Origin of the sequence: Pseudoalteromonas luteoviolacea, from assembly GCF_018100925.1 — a bacterium.
Taxonomy (GTDB): Bacteria; Pseudomonadota; Gammaproteobacteria; order Enterobacterales; family Alteromonadaceae; genus Pseudoalteromonas; species Pseudoalteromonas obscura.
Genome location: NZ_JAGJEH010000004.1, coordinates 125324 through 141586, shown reverse-complemented (window position 1 = coordinate 141586; position 16263 = coordinate 125324). Strand labels below are relative to the sequence as shown.

Annotated in this window: 15 protein-coding genes; 11 read left to right on the top strand and 4 right to left on the bottom strand. The window is 40.3% G+C overall.

Going from position 1 to position 16263, the window contains the following annotated elements:
• Window positions 1-151 precede the first annotated feature (151 nt).
• Both J8M00_RS09635 and J8M00_RS09630 read left to right on the top strand, forming a co-directional pair.
• Window positions 152-316, top strand: coding sequence for a hypothetical protein (locus J8M00_RS09635; protein WP_211010053.1), 165 nt, complete (start codon window positions 152-154; stop codon window positions 314-316).
• A gap of 486 nt (window positions 317-802) precedes the next feature.
• A complete protein-coding gene (locus tag J8M00_RS09630; RefSeq protein WP_211010052.1) occupies window positions 803-2434 on the top strand; it encodes a methyl-accepting chemotaxis protein in 1632 nt (543 codons plus the stop codon).
• Between the two features lie 406 nt (window positions 2435-2840).
• Here the strand turns inward: J8M00_RS09630 and J8M00_RS09625 are convergent, their stop codons facing one another.
• Window positions 2841-3203 (bottom strand): hypothetical protein, encoded by a 363-nt coding sequence (locus tag J8M00_RS09625; protein ID WP_211010051.1) that lies wholly within the window; start codon window positions 3201-3203, stop codon window positions 2841-2843.
• 260 nt (window positions 3204-3463) lie between these two features.
• Here J8M00_RS09625 and J8M00_RS09620 point away from each other — a divergent pair, with 260 nt between their 5' ends.
• The 8 genes from J8M00_RS09620 to J8M00_RS09585 all read left to right on the top strand — a co-directional run bounded on the left by J8M00_RS09620 (window position 3464) and on the right by J8M00_RS09585 (window position 10003).
• Window positions 3464-3838 carry a MazG nucleotide pyrophosphohydrolase domain-containing protein gene (locus tag J8M00_RS09620; protein WP_211010050.1) on the top strand — a complete coding sequence of 125 codons (375 nt, stop codon included), beginning with the start codon at window positions 3464-3466 and terminating at the stop codon, window positions 3836-3838.
• A gap of 48 nt (window positions 3839-3886) precedes the next feature.
• Complete coding sequence (locus J8M00_RS09615) at window positions 3887-4333, top strand: GNAT family N-acetyltransferase (RefSeq protein WP_211010049.1); 447 nt, start codon at window positions 3887-3889, stop codon at window positions 4331-4333.
• A gap of 67 nt (window positions 4334-4400) precedes the next feature.
• A complete protein-coding gene (locus J8M00_RS09610) occupies window positions 4401-4745 on the top strand; it encodes a VOC family protein (protein ID WP_211010048.1) in 345 nt (114 codons plus the stop codon).
• Between the two features lie 424 nt (window positions 4746-5169).
• Complete coding sequence (locus J8M00_RS09605) at window positions 5170-5619, top strand: pyridoxamine 5'-phosphate oxidase family protein (protein WP_211010047.1); 450 nt, start codon at window positions 5170-5172, stop codon at window positions 5617-5619.
• Between the two features lie 81 nt (window positions 5620-5700).
• Window positions 5701-6573 carry a PhzF family phenazine biosynthesis protein gene (locus J8M00_RS09600; RefSeq protein WP_211010046.1) on the top strand — a complete coding sequence of 291 codons (873 nt, stop codon included), beginning with the start codon at window positions 5701-5703 and terminating at the stop codon, window positions 6571-6573.
• 97 nt (window positions 6574-6670) lie between these two features.
• On the top strand, window positions 6671-7036 hold the full coding sequence (locus J8M00_RS09595; RefSeq protein ID WP_211010045.1) for a hypothetical protein: 366 nt from the start codon (window positions 6671-6673) through the stop codon (window positions 7034-7036).
• Between the two features lie 246 nt (window positions 7037-7282).
• The gene (locus J8M00_RS09590) at window positions 7283-7753 is read left to right on the top strand and encodes a DUF6265 family protein (protein WP_211010044.1); all 471 of its coding nucleotides are present in this window, start codon (window positions 7283-7285) and stop codon (window positions 7751-7753) included.
• Window positions 7754-8125: 372 nt separating this feature from the next.
• Entirely contained in the window at window positions 8126-10003 is a 1878-nt protein-coding gene (locus J8M00_RS09585) for an NACHT domain-containing protein (protein WP_211010043.1), read from the top strand.
• A gap of 125 nt (window positions 10004-10128) precedes the next feature.
• On the opposite strand, the gene J8M00_RS09580 is transcribed toward J8M00_RS09585, so the two are convergent.
• Together J8M00_RS09580 and J8M00_RS09575 are read right to left on the bottom strand one after the other, a co-directional pair.
• Complete coding sequence (locus J8M00_RS09580) at window positions 10129-10485, bottom strand: ribosome recycling factor family protein (protein ID WP_211010042.1); 357 nt, start codon at window positions 10483-10485, stop codon at window positions 10129-10131.
• A 207-nt stretch (window positions 10486-10692) separates the two neighbouring features.
• Window positions 10693-11694: a sensor domain-containing diguanylate cyclase gene (locus tag J8M00_RS09575; RefSeq protein ID WP_211010041.1), complete on the bottom strand. Its 1002-nt coding sequence runs from the start codon at window positions 11692-11694 to the stop codon at window positions 10693-10695.
• Between the two features lie 304 nt (window positions 11695-11998).
• On the opposite strand from J8M00_RS09575, the gene J8M00_RS09570 reads away from it, so the two are divergent.
• On the top strand, window positions 11999-12379 hold the full coding sequence (locus J8M00_RS09570) for a hypothetical protein (protein WP_211010040.1): 381 nt from the start codon (window positions 11999-12001) through the stop codon (window positions 12377-12379).
• A gap of 78 nt (window positions 12380-12457) precedes the next feature.
• Here the strand turns inward: J8M00_RS09570 and J8M00_RS09565 are convergent, their stop codons facing one another.
• Window positions 12458-15622: a M43 family zinc metalloprotease gene (locus J8M00_RS09565; RefSeq protein ID WP_211010039.1), complete on the bottom strand. Its 3165-nt coding sequence runs from the start codon at window positions 15620-15622 to the stop codon at window positions 12458-12460.
• Window positions 15623-16263 lie beyond the last annotated feature (641 nt).

Sequence of the window (16263 nt, the reverse complement as noted above, 5' to 3'; positions counted from 1 at the left end):
TAAGCATAGGCTCATTGGAGTATGTGTAGCTGAACATATACAAAACACGTGATGTGATTAAAGGAACACTATTAATTTTTCTAAATTGACAGTACCTAATTAATCGGTAGTTTTGAATTCGGGTGAATAAAAAACAATCTAAGGAGATATTGTGAAATTAAAATTAGCACTCAACAAAAAGTCAATGAAACAACTTAACCAGAAGCAGTTAAATCAGCAGGTTACGGATAAAGTAGCTGGTGGAACATTCATTTCGCAAGTGGGCTGGTGTGGATCTGGTGTGATCCAGTGTTGGACAAATGGGCCATGCCTATAGGCATGGTGTTCATTGCACAATAGCCTATGAGAGCCTATATAGTATTGGGCTCTCACTTTACATTAAATACATATTAATCAACTGAAATTCACTAAAACCACGCACTTTTCCACCGTTTTATGCTGCACTTGTTTTGAGTATTGACAACATACCTTAAGGAGAACAGTGTGCCTTTGCCTCGGTTTAACCTCATCCATTGCAGCTTAATACTGAGTGTTTAACCGTGTATTTATCTTAGTCCTTGGGCTTTTAGTTCCCACTATGGGTTCTGTTATAAGGTCACTTTGTTAGCACTGCTTATCATTCCCTTATTTGCAGCGAACTGTTTGCAAAAGAGCCAGATACAAACTACCAATTAGTAAGTGGTCTAAACATTGGTAGCCAATACCGTTGTCGAACTGCCACGGCAGTTAAGACTTATTTAAAACTGATTAGTAAATCCTGTTACTCATAGTGCAAATTGTAAAACTTGATAAGTGACCTGTTATGAATTTTCAAAGTATTCGCGTTAAATACACGTTGTTGTTTGTTGCGATTTCAGTTTTTTTTATCGCAGTAGTTTCAATAAACCTGTTCCTGATATCTAAAACAGAGAATAGCCTCACAGAAGTAGGGACAAAATTTAACCCGGCTATTTCTGCTGTTATTAATGCCGACAGAGATCTATATCAGGCGTTATCCGCGGAACAGCATATTTTATACAGTACAAATTTAAACAGCAGCTACGATAGTCTATTTTCAGACTACAAAGATAATGCACAGCAGGCACTGGACCGTATGAACAAATATCGTGAGTTGATGCGTGACTACCCCAGTGCGCTTGCTCCGTTAAGAGGGTTTGATAACCAGTATCGCATTTGGCTTTCGGACTCTCAGAGGGTATTTGATTTAATGCGACAAGGCGATAAAAGTGCTGCCATTATCCAAAGTGAAGGTAAAGCAACTCAAAGCTTTAATGATTTAAGAGAGTATTTTAACTTGGCTGGTGAAGCGGCTGATACCATCAGTGGAGAGGTCAGTAGCCAGTCCATTAGTGAAGTAAATAGTACCTTGACGGTGATTTGGATTATAAGTGCAATCATAGTTGCAGCCATCGTTGCAATTGGCGTGATCGCACCAAAAAAAATGGCGAATGCACTAAACGATCTGACAAATCAATTGAGAGACATGAGTCAGGGGGATGGAGACCTTACAAGGCGGATTAACTCTGAACGAGATGACGAACTTGGTGATGTTGCTAAGGAGTTTGATAGGTTTGTTGCAGGTCTGTCAGATTTGATACGGACTATAGTCGATGAATCTATGGCGGTTGTTGAGGGTGTCGAAACACTTGAATCTGGATCTAAAAATATTCACGATACCTGCTCAAATCAGCTGCAAGCCATCGAAGTGATTGTCACCGCGGTCGATGAAATGTCTTATGCAATTAAAGAAGTGGCAAAAAATGCAAATCTTACAGCGGAAGATCTCGCCAGAGTCAACACGCTGACTGATGAAGGGGCAACTGTCACCAACCAAACTGTTGCACAAATTAATCAACTATCAGAGGTCATTGCACATGCATCAGACACCATCTCAAAGGTTTCTGAAGATTCGACAAATATTACTTCTGTGTTAGATGTGATCCGAGGAATTGCTGAACAGACAAATTTACTGGCGTTGAATGCGGCGATTGAAGCTGCCAGAGCGGGTGAGCAAGGCAGGGGATTTGCGGTTGTTGCAGATGAAGTCAGGACACTTGCCAGTAAAACACAGCAGTCCACTGAAAATATACAAGAAATGATTTCAAACTTACAAAAAGGGGTAGAGCAAGCCGTTACGTCAATTGAAAAGGGCAATGAGTCGACTAGCTCAACAGTTGATTGTTCATCACAAACACTCGAGTCGTTAGACAAAATAGCATCGGCCTCACAGCGGGTGTCTGATGTCGCCGTGCAAACAGCGACTGCAACAGAACAACAAAGCAAAGTCACCGATGATATCAGTGGCAATTTGGCCCAAATGTCTCAAGGGACACGCCTCAATTTCGATACTGCGGTAGAAAATGAAGAAGTTGCAGATAAAACAATGGCAAGTGCAAAAAGACTTAGTCAGGCAGTTGGCGGGTTCAAATTATAAATCTAAATACGGCTGTAGGGCTCTTCCCCAAGTGTTGATGAATCGACAACTTAATGTTGAATGCTGCACATACACACAGCCATAGCTTTATTAATAGCTGTTTTTAAACAGACGTAGCAAATCTTACGATGTGCTCTGTTTAAACGGAGGTCAGGTGAGCAGCGTTTTATTAAAACGCTTTTGAGGAATACATATTAACTCTTTTTTACAGTAATACATGATAATGAGACTCGCAGTTAGGGTTAAAAGAAGAATGTTTGTTCTATGGGAACTTAAAAGGAAATGCCCAGTATAGAAAGTAAGCGACTTTTTGAAATCGATTACTCACAAACTGATCACTGCTTTTCTGGTTCAGTGACTATGCACCTAGGCGCACAAAGGCGCATAGTCTGGCGTTTAATCAGGCTTACTCATCAACAGTAAGTACACCATCAATGTTGGAAACACTGACATTGTTTAAGCCACTGATCACTAACGTTGACTCTTGATATGTTTGATCGCGCTTTTGGCACTCGGCAGACAATACAACAACAATGTCATCTGATGTTTTTTGATAACTGCCACTTGGCACATAGCCGCTAGCACTACCTGAGTGTGTTTGATTTACTAAAAACCCATCCATGTTTGCTACATCAGCAGAAGATAAATTCGTCAAATCAAGTGAGGCTGGAATGTACTTGCCATCTCGCTTTTGAGATTTTGTGTATAGAGTAGAGCGAATATTTTTAGACGTTAAAGTAAAGCTACCTTCTGGAATATATTGACTCATTTTAGTTTCCTTTAAGTTGTAAAATAAATTGATGTGAGTGAAGCTCATTTTGTGACACTTTGGTTTCACCGCACTTAAGTTGGCAGATAGATTTGGCTTTTAACATTACAAATTATTACACTGTAACAATATTTGGAACGAGACTGATTTTCTATATTGCTAACAAAACTGGGGCAGTTACATGAACATCGGTAATAGTGGGTTATTCAGTATCGGCATTGATATTGGTTTTGGTAGGAAAAGAGATGATAAGGAGTCCCATGCAAGATTTTGAGAAGGTACTGGAAGTAGCAAAGCGCAAGAGTTTATATGATAAAACAAATAGTTGGTATTCTGGCTCTAGCACATACCTGACTTCCTTAAAAGAAGAAATAACAGAGGTCACAGAAGAAATACCAAAAAATAGGACCTGCTACCTTGAGGACGAGTTAGGAGATATCCTTTGGAACTACCTTAATATCTTACTGTCTCTTGAAAAAGAGTCGGGTATTGACGTTAACTCTGTACTCAAACGTGCTTACGTTAAATACGAGCAAAGGGTGTCAGCCATCGAAGCTGGTGGTAGTTGGGCTGAAGTAAAAGAAAAACAAAAGCAAATATTGGAACGTGAGCAGGCGCTAGCCGACCGAACTTAAATTGTTTTCCAACTTTGGTCCAAAAAATACTGGAAGGCGCAGGGAAAAATGGAATATTTGGAAATTAAAAGTAATGAAATACCGATTGAGCTATTGCTTGAAGCCGATCCGTCAAAAGAGAATATTTTAACCTACCTCTCAGGATCTTGGTGTTTTGTGGTTACAACACGCGGTAAAATTCTCGCCGCATGTATCGTTAAACCGCAGCGAGCAGAACTGGCGGAAATTTATAACATTTCGGTTTATCCAGTTTATCAAGGGCAAGGTATTGGTTCCAAGTTGCTCAAGTTTACTATCTCTGAGTTATCAAAGAGAGGTATAAGGAGAATCGAGCTTGGCACAGGTACGTTTGGTTACCAGCTCACTTATTATCAGCGTATCGGATTTCGGGTGGCATCAGTGTCAAAGGACTATTTTTTAGAGCATTATGATATGCCAATTTTCGAAAATGGCATTCAGCACAAGGATATGCTAAGGCTATATATTCAAATTTAAATCGTTGATCTCCTAGTTAAGACAAAAGTGAATAGGTCGTCAATGAACAGGAACGGGAGAGCTTGCAATGAAAGTTCACTACTTGGAAATCGTTTCAGTTGATGTTGAGTCTGTTATTCGTGCTTATGAAGACACATACAAAGTGAGATTTGGTGAAACCGACGAATTACTTGGTGGTGCTAAAACGTGTCGATTACCAGATGGTTGTATGGTGGGAGTGCGAGAGCCATTGCGAGAGACAGAAACGCCGGTTGTACGCCCGTATTGGTTAGTGGATGATATTGAGCAAGCTGTGCAAAGTGCACAATCGAATGGCGCAGAAATAGCGCTTCCACCTTTGGAAATTCCGGGTAAAGGGAAATTCGCGATTTATATCTTGGGGTCTATCGAGCATGGATTGTGGCAGGTTTAACTAAGGTTGTTTAACGTGCGAACAAGCAACTGAAGACAAACAAGCGCGGCTCTTAGTTACCAGAAAAAAAATGGCCAATGAGCTATCACTAAGTATGTTTTTTGATATCTGTAATCAAGGCAAAATACAGCTCTGTCTTACTTGTTCAGAAAGGCAAATATCGAATAAAACAAGGGCTGGATAACAAGTCTAAGCTGTCCTATCAAGGTGCCGAAAACTGGTATAATATGAGGGACATATGCTACTTGTTACAGTAGACTTGGCTTTTTAAACTGGGTGCTAACTAGCCATAGTGATCGTATTAATGTATTCAACCAATTGCTACTACAGCTCGTCCAAATAGAAACTGTGGATACTATACAAAAGGAAAATAGCTCAGCAAACTTAGAACCTATCAATTAAAAGCAAATAACAAGGAACAGCAATGCTTACAGAAAAAATAAAATCGTCAATACAAGAGAGTGTTTTATGCTGGTTGGCTACTGTCGACGAAGATGGTTGCCCGAGTGTTTCGCCAAAGGAAGTCTTTATCTGCAACAGCGATACAGAAATACTGATCGCGAATATAGCCTCTGCAAATAGCGTAAAGAATATAAAAAGCAATGACAACGTGTGTGTAAGTTTTGTCGATGTGTTTAAGCAAAAGGGGTTTCAGTTGTATGGCAAAGCGACGTATATAGCAAAAAACTCAGATAGTTTTGAGGCCGCCTTTGGTTCAATAAAACCGTTAACAGGTGATAAATACCCGGTTGCGGGGGTAATTCGTATTACGGTATTAAAAGCGAAACCCATTGTTGCGCCAAGCTATAAGCTGTTTCCAAACATCACAGAAGAGCAGCAAATTGAAAGTGCCAAAAAGACATATGGTGTCTAATACACTGGTTTTATGAGCGCGCTCAACTTCTGGTGCGCCGCTGCATTTATTTCAAAAAAGTACAAACTGGAGTTTTAAAGATTGAAGCAAGTTGAAGTTTATTTGGTCGATGCATTCACAGCAAATGGTACTGGAGGAAACCCAGCAGGCGTGGTGTTAAATGCCGAATGTTTATCTGAACAAGAAAAGCAATATATAGCTAAAGTTGTCGGTTACTCAGAAACAGCATTTGTTTCTCGAGATGACGAAGTCGATTTTCAATTGTCGTTTTTTACACCGACTGAAGAAGTCGATTTTTGTGGTCATGCTACTTTGTCTGCTTTTACTGTAATGTGTCAAAGGGGTGTGCTCAGTGCAGGCCAGTATACACAAAGAACAAAAGCAGGATTGCTCGGTGTCATGATTGACGCTGACGGATATGTTGTAATGGAGCAAAAGCTGCCAACATATCTTGGACGAATAAGCTATGAAGAAGTGTCTGAATTTATAGGGTTAGAATCTTCTGTATTGGCATCCACTCAGTTGCCATCTGAAATGGTTTCTACCGGCTTAGCGGATATTTTGGTGGCTGTACCAAATGGATATCTTGATAAAATTAAAATAAATGAAGCGCGACTCAGTGAGTTTTGTAAAAAACATCAGTTGATCGGGGCGCATGTATTTGAATTGTGTGGACCTAACTCTGAATACACTGCGAGCTGTCGGAATTTTGCCCCATTAGTTGGGATATCAGAAGAATCAGCAACAGGCAGCTCTAATGGTGCGCTTGCATGTTATTTGAGTAAACATCTCAAAAACATTGATACAAGCGAGTTTACATTTGAGCAGGGTCGAGCCATGGGGTGTACATCTAGAGTCACAGCGTCTGTGACACTTTGCAACGAACAGGTCACCCAAGTAAAGGTAGGCGGCCTTGCTCATGAATTTGATGTGAAAAAGGTCAATGTGGCATAGGTGTACCGAATTTTAATGTATTGCTATTTGGTGTAATTTGCGCTGTAGTTAAGCGGTATTTGGGGTAGATAAACACGTGTTCAGTCAAGGAGCTACTTTGAAACTGCTCAAATTTATTTATGTGTTGTTAGTAACTTTCAGCGGGCTAGCTGAAAGTATAGAGTTTAACTTAGAGCCTTCATTACCTGTCGTAAAAGAGGTCTTGGTTGACCTAACTAGCCGCGAACAATTTACACAGCAAATCAATAAAAGATATAAGGGCAAGGTTTACAGATGTGGTGTGATCTATCCGCCGCTCACGCCAGATGAAGCTTTGAAACAGCAATATGATAACCAGACACTGAGGGAAATCGTAACGTTCACACAGGTTATTAAAGTGAACACCTATACGCCGATAAGGCAGCTGGCGAAAAAACCTGTCGCGCCCGCTATATTTAATGGTCATTATTTTGTGTCACAGTAACTTTGTCCTTAAGTTGCTCAACAATGAATATTGCAGCTAAAAAAGTACATTAATAAGATAGCTTGCAATTGTTCTAATCGCATGCAAAGCGATATGGTGAAAAAGTATAGTTTCAAGCAGTCTTAATAACGTAGTTAACTTATATTTGCTTTGCATAATGGAGCAAATAACTGGACGTTTCGTTTTGATTTAACTGTCCTTTGGTGCAGGGACAACAATTTTGTCAGTCAAATGGAGGTGTGTTCAATGTCAAAAGTAATAGGTTTTGTATTCGTGTGTTTAGCCTTTCACTCAACGGTGCAAGCGAAATCTTGTGATTCTGTTAAATCACTGTCATGGCTTGTCGGGAATTGGTATTCCGAAAGCAGTAAACTGAAAATTAACGAATCTTGGAAACAGATAAGCGGTAAAACCTTTGAAGGCGCAGGTTCTACTTATTCCATCGAAAAAGGTAAAACGGTTAGCTCTGAAACATTAAGATTAGTAGAGATGTCAGGAGAGGTATTTTATGTTGCCAAGGTTGCTAGTAACGACCTGCCTGTCGCTTTTAAACTAACAAGCTGCTCAGCAAAAACCGCGGTATTTGAGAACCCACAACATGACTTTCCTAAAAAGCTGAGTTATCAATTGACTAAAGATAACAACATAACTGTTTTGATCTCCGGAGAGAAAGGGAAGGGGTTTTCTATCGATTTTGTTGGAAAAAACGATAGCTAAGAAGCTGCTACAGCAAAATAGATATGGCTTAGGTAAGTATCACTCGCTTTAACCAAGCCGAATCAATGGGGTCAGAGTCGATGATCCTTGCACGCAAGTAAATACAATCAATGATGTAGTATTTCGACGATAGTTCATTTGTAGTAGTCCACAGTTGACCCGACAGTTTTAGATGATGTGTTTAGATTGCGCCTAATGGTATGCCTTGAGCGAGAAAAGGTTGTTCGCAAACATTCAATGTATTTTCCTTATCGTATGATTTAGTATTGCTTTCAATACTTTAAAGCGAAATCGTGTTTATATTAATCACTATCTAACAAAGTCTCGCTAATGAGCTGTTATGCAAGTTTGATCGGATAATAAGGAATTTATATGCTTGAAGTGGCCTTATCAGAACTTATTAAAGCTGGAATATCTGTTGCGAAAGATATTCTGGGTACCAGAGTAAAAGAAAAAAACTCTGAGCTTCTTGAAGCAAAAAGGAAGAAAGAGAACGACCAGAAAAAACGTAAGGACAAAAAAAGCCTAGGTCTGACAATAAAAGAGTTAGAAGCCATAGCACTCCTTCCAAATGAACAGTTTAACGCTGAGATTTTAATGGAAGAAGATGAGGTAAGTCAGAGCTTAAAAAAGCACTTGAGTTTGGTTAAAGAGTGGTCTGGTTTTATTGGCTTTAAAGATTTACAAGGAGAAAAAAAGCTAAGTGATATTTACGTTGAGCTAGATACCTATCTGATGCCACTGAGGACGCATTTCGACAGATCAGAAAGGTACACAGTAAAACCATTACAAGAAGCCCTTTTTTCAGATGACAAGCACGCGGTCGTTCTTGGGCAACCAGGAGCGGGAAAGACAACTTCTATGAAAAAGTTGTGCTCAAATTTCTTTAGCGGTTTTGTTAATAGTCAATATAGCTTTCCGGTGTTAATCCGCTTCAGGGATCTTAATACAAAAGGGTCGCATGAAATTATTAAATCCCACCTCTGTGATTTGTTAAAGCTTGATATTTATGCATCCGAGCCCTCTGAGTCCCAAATTAGTGAGTCTTGGAAAGAGGAGTCAATATATGCTGTGATAAACGAACTTAAGCCTATTTTGATTCTCGATGGATTTGATGAATTGCCAACACAATCTCAAAAAGATTCAACCTTAAAAGAAATAAGGAAACTGGCTCAAAATTGCAGAGAGTCCAAAATAATAATTACTTGTAGGACCGGGGAGTTTAATTACACCCTTGATCATACAACGGACTTCGAAATATCATCTTTAAATCAAGATCAGATCCTGTGCTTTGCAAGAAACTGGATAAAGGAAGAGAATAAGGCAATAAAGTTTGTGCAAGATATCAATAGCAGTCCATTTTCTGATACTGCAATTAAGCCACTTTCATTAGCACACCTGTGCGCTATTTATGAGAGAACAGGTAATATTCCAGACAGGCCGAAAACTGTGTATAGAAAAGTTGTAAATCTCATGCTCGAAGAGTGGGATGGTCAACGCTCAATAAATAGAGAGTCTCGGTATGCTAAATTTGAACCGGATAGGAAATTTGAGTTTCTAAATCACCTGTCGTATTACTTAACCATTCATGGTAATACTGGTGTCTTTAATCAACAGCAGTTGATTGACGCGTATTCTTCCATATGTGGAAACTTCGGACTGCCTAAAGAGCAAAGTGTTTTGGCTGCGAATGAAATTGAGTCCCATACAGGTTTGTTTTTACAGACAGGTTATTTACAGTATGAATTTGCCCATAAGTCATTACAGGAATATTTAACGGCCGAATATTTAGTTAAACTTCCATCTTTAGAGCGCGTTAAAAAGTATATAGAACTGCTAGGTTCTGAGCTGGCAATTGCGACTTCGATCTCATCTAATCCTAGCCTATACTTCACGGATATAATTCTTGGTGTATTTTATAGAGGAGTTCTTTCTAACTCCTTCTACAATGCATTTACAAGTCGCCTATCACAAGAAAGGCCCGATTTTTACCCCAGTGAAGATTTGGTCTTGGCATCTTATACCCTGTTAAGCCAAAGAATTGATGATAGAGAATACTTTTCTTTGATGGAAAAAATGCTTGAGAACTGTAATGTAGAGATAATGACTTCATACTATGAGTTGGAAGCTGAAGGCTCTGATGGCACGATAGTAATGAAGAGGATCAAGCAGCACGACGAGTATAGGCTGAAAACGAAACTGAGAATACCGAGTGGGGATTTTGCAGAAAAGATAACATGCATTGCGTAACTAAGCAGGAGTCGGGCCTCCGTATGCTGCGGGTAGCGTTATGAGGATCTGAGTTTAACATAAATGGCGCTGCCGACTTGATTGAGTTCTATGAATTGAACTCAATCAAGTTAAAGCTTTTTTAGTTAATCCCATGCTATTTCGTCAAAAGCTCTTCTGGCTTCCGCCAATGTGCATTCAGTTTGCGCTATCAGTTGGTGTAATGTCATGGTGGGGTTGTGCTTCACTATCGAAACTAAATCTTCAAGGCTTGGTTTAGGCCTATTGCAGTGCAACTTTTCAACTACCCATTGCCAGCTGGGTTCATCATGTTGTTGAATATGCTTAACAATAACTTCCAATTGTGACCAGTCACCTCGTATTCTCCAGTGTCTTGAGCGACCTTTTCGGCTTAGCTGAGCACCGCTGGACTTTATAAGTGCTTTTAATGTGTCTGCGTGTTCAATACGACGAATAAAGCTATTTAATTGGATATCTAACATATGTACATGCGTGGAGAATTGAGCGAGCAGTGTAACAAAATTATTAGTCTCTTGCTTTGTTTAAATGGCTTTGGCGATGAGGAGTTGAATAGCCTGTCGTACACTTTAAGAATTTGATGTACGAAGACTGGAGCAGTTACGAAAAGGCATTAATTTTGACATATCGGATCGTGAGCGCATTAAATACGATATGGATATATGTGTTCGCTAGTTTACTGTTGTGCGATCTCGTCCATTCTTTTTAGATAAGTAAAGTGCCTGATCAGCTCGGTTATAAATAGACTCGAGACTGTCATCTTGGAGTTGTGCGCTAGTTACACCGCAACTGATGGTGATATGAAGGTTATGAATATCGTATTGAACAGACATGCCCGCCACTTCAAGTCGAATACGCTCCGCTAGTTTCTCGGCTGCATCAACATTACCGCTGACTAAAATTACAAACTCGTCCCCTCCAACGCGGAAAAAATGGTCATATGTGCGTATAACTTGATTAATAACCTGACTGAATGTGACCAAAACCAAGTCGCCCACATTGTGCCCATACCGATCATTGAAGTGTTTAAAGTTATCGATATCCATCATAATCATCGCAAATGGCTGCTTGTCGCTCTGCCATTTATTGAGCAACTCGTTACCTACGATAGTCAGACAGCGTCTGTTGCTCGCTTTAGTCAGCGGGTCGGTTTCGGCACGTTTCTTTTGCTCTGTAATTTCCATTTGAGCGTGCAGGTAGTTGGCCAGCCAGTTAGCGATGCATTCGAGTAAAACAGCATGTTGTGTTTGATAGGCATTTTCTCTTAAACTGCCTAAATTTAATGTGCCAAAACATGCGCCAGATTTTTGCAGCGGTACATCCATACATGAGTTTAACCCGCCTTCGTGTAAAATTCTGCAATCGAAATCTTGAGATTCCTTAAGGTTATTGTTTATTTCTAATGTTTTGCTTTGGAATACCCGTCCAACCATGGTGTTGTCAATTTGCAAGATCGTATTAGCTTGAATGGCTTTGTTACCGTATAAAGCATACACCTCCAATGTGTCTTCTTGTCCATTGTGCAAGCAAACACTTGCCCGGTCTGCATCGATAATTTGCGGTAACCAGTGGGAAATCAAGTCCAATGTCTCTGGTAAATCTTTTGATTTAGACAACTCATTGACAAATGTTATTGGCAAGCATATTGACTCATGGTTGATCGAAGAAGACATATTTATCTACAAATGCATAGCGGCAACTAAGTTTGATTATAGCTTAATATTACTTATTCTATAGGTGCTGCGCTGGTGGATTTCTGAGTATTTTCGCTGCGCGAAGGGAAGTTTAAATAGCGCTCTCTGATATGTGATTACACTCCAGTGATAATACCTATAAACGGTATGTTTTAAGCTGAGACCTACGAAACTCAAACTTTCATGCGTGGCACAATTTACAAGCTGAGTGTACAGTTTAAAATGGGTTGAGAGTTAGCTTACAACCAACCATTTGGGACAACATTTATGAAGGACTTCTAAAGTGCGGTGCTATTTTGTATACATGCTTTCAAGCGTTTTTGTCAGCGTGTTTAGCTTTTCAGTCTATTCGCAAGCCTGGCTGCAAGTTGAGTCTAATGTCGAGTGTCCGGATTTATTGAAATTGCAAGGAGAACGCTATTCAATTTACAATGATTGTTACGGCACTGATCCCCGTCATCCAATAATAGAAACAGGCAACATCATACTGAATGAAAATCACATTACTTTTCATACTCGCAGTATCAATCAGGACTCATTTTTGCAAAGAGGTACGAACAGTATAAAGCTCATCGTGTTGCTAAAAACAGATGCTAAGTTACACCTGCGGTATGGAAAATCGATATTTAAGTTTAAGAAAGTCGACAAGAAAAAATCCTTGTAGCCCTAAGAATAAGTAATAGATTGTCGTTTGATTGCCAGCACCGAGCATACGCTGCGGTGCTGGGGGTATGAAAGATGTTTAGTTTTGTTGTCTACATTCAAGGCTATCAAAGTCAACGATAATACTTGTATCTGTTGCATCTCCAGAGACTTTTAGATATGACCAGTAACGGTCACCTGCTGGAATCGTAATGCACTCAGTTTTGGTACCAGAGTTTGATTCAGCATCTTTATCGTTATCACTTGGCCAGCCACCATTTTTGTACAAAATATGTAAGTTACTTTGGCCATGCGCTGTTGTAATTGCAATATTCTGTGCAGAGTCCACTTCTGGTAGGCTTAGCCAAACTGTGCCATTACCACCAAGACATGCGGCTTTGCCAGCCTCCAATCTGCCACCTGTAATAGGAGCTTGCGTTGCGCATGCGTTAGGTACAGTCTTATCCACAGAGCTGGGGTTAATAGTCACTGTATAGTCTTCAACTTCGCCATCACCTATGCTTCCACAAGCTGATGTTGGGGCGCTATTGTACTTCATGGCGATACGCATACGCGTCGTTTTTCCTGCCGCACCAGATGGGATCGACACTATGCCGTTCACAGCACCTTTGCCAGAAACATCGCTCATTACTTGCTCAGAATCTTCAAATTGACCGTTTTCATTTAAGTCAATCCACGCAGCCCAATGTTCTGTATAGTTGCCACCAGGTGTGAGTGTAAACTGATTATCGCCTTCTTTGACGTCGATTGTCTGAGCAGTAAAGTCACTGTAACCACCGGCGTTGGAAGGGTTGCTAAATGCACCTGTTTGTACATTTGCAATCCACTCATACTTTGTATTACCGGTTGCTTCGCAATAGCTCACCCCTGTGACTGTAACGCCAGTCTGTGCTGAGTGAGATAGACCTTCGTTATCTGTGACGGTTAAAGTTGCCGTATAATCACCAGCTTGGGCGTAGCTATGTTTAGGGTTTGCAGAGGTACTTGATTGGCCATCGCCAAATTCCCATTTATAGCTTGCGATGCTGCCATCAGGATCGGAAGAGTTTGCACTACTAAACTCAATATCTTTGCCTACTGAGCCAGTGTATGGTCCATTGGCATTTGCCACAGGCGCGATGTTTTCGGCTTTAACTAGTGCAGTGGCTGTATCACTGGCGGTGTTACCGTCATTATCGGTTACTGTCAGCTTTACGGTATAAGTGTTAGCTTGCTGATATGCATGTGTTGGGTTTGCAGCTGTTGAGGTATTGCCATCACCAAACTCCCATAAGTAACTGCTAATGCTGCCATTTGAATCGAATGAACCCGCACTGCTAAAGGCAATAGTGTTACCGATCAAGCCATTATATGGACCGTTTGCTTGCGCGATTGGCAGTTCTGAATCTGTAGATCTTTCATAATAAACGACTAATGATGCTTCGCTATATTCCAGAAATGGATCTACCAATAAGTTGAGCGTGCCGCCACCTGCTGGGAATTCACAGTATTCACTTAATCTTGGTGCGCTGAATGGACCGCAGTCAAATTTGTCTTTGGTTGGCACCGAGTTTATGCTGGCGTATAGGTCTGGATCGCCTTGATATCCACCGGGCATAACCGCAACAGTGCGCACTGCATCAGCTGGTATATCGAACTGGTAAGTTTTAGGCTCAGCGCCCTTTGCTGATTTTAAATCTTTGACTTCAGTTAAAAACACACGTTCGCACGTGGCACATAAAGTATCATCTGTACCTGCAATGATGCTGAGCGTCGCGTTGGAATAAGTACTATATGCATCAATTGCTGCATGATAACTTTCGGTACTTGAAGGTGCTGATAGGGTTACTAGCTCAGGAGAACCAGGGCTTCTAAAAGAAATGAAGTCTGCATCCCAGTTGTCACCATTTTTAGTCGGCGCTTTACCTTTGGAGACATACATATCCGGGTCTTCGTCATATCCGTCGAGATAAAATGCGACTGCTTGGGTACCGCTAGGTACATTAATTTCAAAGTTATCAACTTCACCTTTTTGTGCAGATAGGTTTGTGAATGACTGTACAACATCGCCTTTAGGTGGAACGACTGCGCCAGAAGTGCCATCCCAAGGGTGGTCTGCATTACTGGTATATTCACCTAAACCCGTTGCAATCAAGTTGGTGTTTGACCAGATAGTTGCACGGGCTGGGCCGTGCAGGGCAGCAGTCATGCGATCTACTTGATCTTTGGTAAACATTGCATAGTTGTCAGAGTAATGCATGAAGTTTTCGGTGTTTGTAGCCTGACCTAAGCAGTTTTTAGCGTTGTCCTGTAAAATACTACTACTCATTTGCGGCGTATCACAAGAACCATCGCCAGTCGCGTTACAGAATGCTTCTGAATGAACAGTACAAGCGCCATCAAAAGTGTGTGGTAGGTTCAACCAGTGGCCAAACTCATGGGTTAATACAGAACGAAAGTTCTCATTGGTATTTGCACCGACATAATCACCATTGTAGACAACACGAGACAGGCCTTGTTGCGACATACTCAATTGCGGGTACCAAGCAACACCTGAATTATTAGTTTTACCATCATCATACAAGTCGCGCTGAATATAAATATTCATGTACTTGAAGTTGTCCCACGCGTCAGCAGCAATTTGGTCATCTCTACCACTGCCTTTACCGTAACCAGCTTTATCTGGGTAGCGAACAATACCATTAGTAGGCTGGCCATTGGGGTCTTTTTTTGCAAGTACAAATTCGATATTAAGGTTTCGTCGGATTGCTTGGAATTCCGGTGCTATCGGCCCATCATCTGTAATTAGCCCCAAAAAGTCTTCATTTGATTTGTTCAAGCCGTCGATAATTTTTTGCTCAGTTAGACAGTAGGTGCCTGTCTCACAGTTATATCTGTCACCGTAAACATGTACAACAACAGGAATGTAATACCTTCCCGGTACACCGTTACCATTTTCTGCGGCAAGGTCCTCTTGAGCGGCAAGTGAATTCATAATTTGCGAAGAAAAGCTTGAGCTTATATTTGCTTGACGGACATTTTCTTTTTGAATGGCAGACCAACTTTGGTCATTGTGGTCAGTACCACATATTTGACCAGAATGTTTATGGTTAGCTTGAACATCCATACTTGCAATGTTGTTCACGTGTGTATGTGGCTCAGAACTTTCTCCTGCATACGACGTTGCAGTTGTCATCGCAGAGAGTAGCGCAATTGTTACGCAATTGAGTTTGGGTAACGTTAGTACCGGTTTGGATAAAAACATGTTGTTCTCCTGTAGTTTATTTTTATTGTTAACAGTTGATATGTTTTAGGTACAGCTTAAACCTAAGTTAACAATTGGCATTTCTGCCAGCACCTCTTGATTGTGAATTGTAATATTCTTTATTATCAGTAGTTTATTGTTATTAATTTAATACTTAAACGACATTTAATTTGTAATAAACGTTTTTTAACTTACAACAATGAAAATAAATTGTATACAATATATTTCAGTTGTGAGTTTCTTTTTTGATCTTTGTTTAGGTTAAATAAGCTGTGAATTTATAAATAATGCAAAAAATACAAGAGGTTATGCGACTTTGGTAACAGGTGGTAAAAATTATCCAAATAGTAACCTTTTTACCTGTCTTAAAAACAAGTTTCAAAGAGTATCATTTGCCAATTAAAGACAAGTGAAATATATACATCACACAATTGAGCGCGCTCAATTGTGTGGTGTTTCATGTGTTTTTAATCCGATTGAACAGAGATATTACTACCTATAACGCTTAGTTTTGTTAGTGGAGTTGTGAGTCTGGCCTTGAAATTTTTCATCTAGTATCAAGATATAAAGCAGCTAAGTTAGTTTTTTCAGTGTCACCAAGTATAACAGTTGTTTGGTCAGAGGTAATTCAGAGGTAATAA

Excerpts from the sequence above, each read along its gene's own strand:
- J8M00_RS09565 (WP_211010039.1), bottom strand. The coding sequence starts at position 15,622 with ATGTTTTTATCCAAACCGGTACTAACGTTACCCAAACTCAATTGCGTA.
- J8M00_RS09630 (WP_211010052.1), top strand. The coding sequence starts at position 803 with ATGAATTTTCAAAGTATTCGCGTTAAATACACGTTGTTGTTTGTTGCG.
- J8M00_RS09610 (WP_211010048.1), top strand. The coding sequence starts at position 4,401 with ATGAAAGTTCACTACTTGGAAATCGTTTCAGTTGATGTTGAGTCTGTT.
- J8M00_RS09585 (WP_211010043.1), top strand. The coding sequence starts at position 8,126 with ATGCTTGAAGTGGCCTTATCAGAACTTATTAAAGCTGGAATATCTGTT.
- J8M00_RS09605 (WP_211010047.1), top strand. The coding sequence starts at position 5,170 with ATGCTTACAGAAAAAATAAAATCGTCAATACAAGAGAGTGTTTTATGC.
- J8M00_RS09620 (WP_211010050.1), top strand. The coding sequence starts at position 3,464 with ATGCAAGATTTTGAGAAGGTACTGGAAGTAGCAAAGCGCAAGAGTTTA.
- J8M00_RS09615 (WP_211010049.1), top strand. The coding sequence starts at position 3,887 with ATGGAATATTTGGAAATTAAAAGTAATGAAATACCGATTGAGCTATTG.
- J8M00_RS09580 (WP_211010042.1), bottom strand. The coding sequence starts at position 10,485 with ATGTTAGATATCCAATTAAATAGCTTTATTCGTCGTATTGAACACGCA.
- J8M00_RS09625 (WP_211010051.1), bottom strand. The coding sequence starts at position 3,203 with ATGAGTCAATATATTCCAGAAGGTAGCTTTACTTTAACGTCTAAAAAT.
- J8M00_RS09575 (WP_211010041.1), bottom strand. The coding sequence starts at position 11,694 with ATGTCTTCTTCGATCAACCATGAGTCAATATGCTTGCCAATAACATTT.
- J8M00_RS09590 (WP_211010044.1), top strand. The coding sequence starts at position 7,283 with ATGTCAAAAGTAATAGGTTTTGTATTCGTGTGTTTAGCCTTTCACTCA.